The organism is Dietzia sp. SLG310A2-38A2, from assembly GCF_014145095.1.
Taxonomy (GTDB): Bacteria; Actinomycetota; Actinomycetes; order Mycobacteriales; family Mycobacteriaceae; genus Dietzia.
The window spans coordinates 1-1983 of the sequence record NZ_JAALDX010000231.1; the positions used below are offsets into that span (position 1 = coordinate 1).

Here is a 1983-nt window from a genome sequence, read left to right on the forward strand (position 1 = left end):
CGCCGCCCTCGCACATCGTCTGCAGGCCGTAGCGGCCACCGGTGCGCTCGAGCTCGTTGAGGAGCGTGGCGAACAGCTTCGCGCCGGTGGCGCCGAGCGGGTGGCCGAGCGCGATGCCGCCGCCGTTGGGATTCACCCGGGCCGGATCGGCGCCGATCTCCTTGATCCACGCCAACACGACGGGTGCGAACGCCTCGTTGATCTCCACCACGTCGATGTCGTCGATCGTCAGGCCGGTTTTCTCCAGGGCCCACCGGGTGGCGGGGATCGGCGCGGAGAGCATCATCACCGGATCGTCGCCACGCACGGTGAGGTGGTGGATCCGGGCACGCGGCGTCAGGCCGTACTTCTCCACCGCCTCGGCGGAGGCGAGCAACCCCGCGGACGCTCCGTCACAGATCTGCGAGGCCACGGCGGCAGTGAGGGAGCCTCCCTCGGCCAGCACCGGCAACGAGGCCATCTTCTCCAGGGTGGTCTCGCGGGTGGTCTCGTCCGACTCGAGTCCGGCCAGCGGGACGTACTCGCCCGCGAACCGGCCCTCGGCGATCGCGGCGCGGGCGCGGGCGTGCGACTGCAGCGCCCACTCCTCCATCTCCAGGCGCGAGATGTCCCACTTGTCGGCCATCATCTGCGCGCCGTTGAACTGCGAGATCTCCTGGGAGCCGAAGCGCTCGACCCATCCGGTGGAGCCGGTGAACGGGTCGTCGAACCCGTACTCGCGACCCGCCAGCATGGCCGACGAGATGGGCAGGGCGCTCATGTTCTGCACGCCACCGAACAGGACCACGTCCTGGGTACCGGACATGATCCCCTGCGCGCCGAAGTGGATGGCCTGCTGGCTGGATCCGCACTGGCGATCGACGGTCGTACCGGGCACACCGAGGGGCATCCCGGCCGCGAGCCACGCAGAGCGCGCGATGTTGCCCGCCTGGGGGCCGATGGCGTCCACGCAGCCGAAGATCACGTCGTCGACGACCTCCGGATCGATTCCCGTGCGCTCGACGACCGCGCGGATGACGTGCGCGCCCAGGTCCGCCGGGTGCTGGCCCGACAGGCTGCCGCCGCGCTTGCCCGCAGGCGTCCGGACTGCGTCGATCACGTAGGCCTCGCGGCCGGTCACGCTGGTCATGTGTCTCCTCGTGGATGGGGTGGTGCTGATCAGTCGACGGCCAGGCCGTCGAGCACGATGTGCAGGTATTGGTCCGCGATCACGGCGTGGTCGTTGGCGTCCTCCGGCCGGTACCAGCGCACGGCCACCCAGACGGTGTCGCGCAGGAACCGGTAGGTGAGCCGGATGTCGAGGTCGGAACGGAACTCCCCGGACTCCATCCCCTGGCCCAGCACGTCGGTCCACATCTCGCGGAACTCGGTGTTGCGCTCGCGGAGGTAGTCGAACCTCGGGTTGCCCCGGAGATGTTTGAGCTCGTCTTGGTAGATGGCCACCTCGTCCCGGTGGCGGTGGATGGCCTCGAACGAGACGCGGACCAGCCCCTCGAGGGTCTCCCGGGGCGATGCCCCCGCGTCGACGATCCGGTGATAGTCGCCGAAGAGGGAGTCGAGGAATCCGCGGAGGATCTCGTCTACGATCGCCTCTTTGGACGAGAAGTGGTGGTACAGGCTGCCCGAGAGGATGCCTGCCGCGTCCGCGATGTCTCGCACGGTGGTGGCGCGGAGGCCGCGCTCGGCGAAGAGCCCGGCGGCGATCGCCAGGAGCTCCTCACGTCTGGTCGTGCTGGTCATGCGGCCACCCTACCAACCAAGCACTTGCTAGGTGCAGACCGCGCGGCCGGAGTCCGGTGCCGACGCGTCGGTCCGCCCGCCGCCGCCGCCGTCTGCCTAGACTCCCCACCATGCGCTCCACGATCTCGTCCCCACCGCGCCGAGCCGGTCGCCGTGTCCTCGCGGCCTCCGCGGCATTCGGTCTCGCCCTGAGCCTCACCGCCTGCACGATCGGCGAGACCGGCGACGACGAGGCCCCCGCGG

At 70.1% G+C, this 1983-nt stretch carries 2 protein-coding genes; both read right to left on the minus strand.

The features are described 5' to 3' along the window. On the minus strand, positions 1-1129 hold a 1129-nt coding region (locus tag G6027_RS08740; protein ID WP_182636833.1), incomplete at its 3' end, for an acetyl-CoA C-acetyltransferase. Positions 1130-1158: 29 nt separating this feature from the next. Further along, complete coding sequence (locus G6027_RS08745) at positions 1159-1740, minus strand: TetR/AcrR family transcriptional regulator (RefSeq protein WP_182636834.1); 582 nt, start codon at positions 1738-1740, stop codon at positions 1159-1161. Positions 1741-1983: the final 243 nt, after the last annotated feature.

Excerpts from the sequence above, each read along its gene's own strand:
- G6027_RS08745 (WP_182636834.1), bottom strand. The coding sequence starts at position 1,740 with ATGACCAGCACGACCAGACGTGAGGAGCTCCTGGCGATCGCCGCCGGG.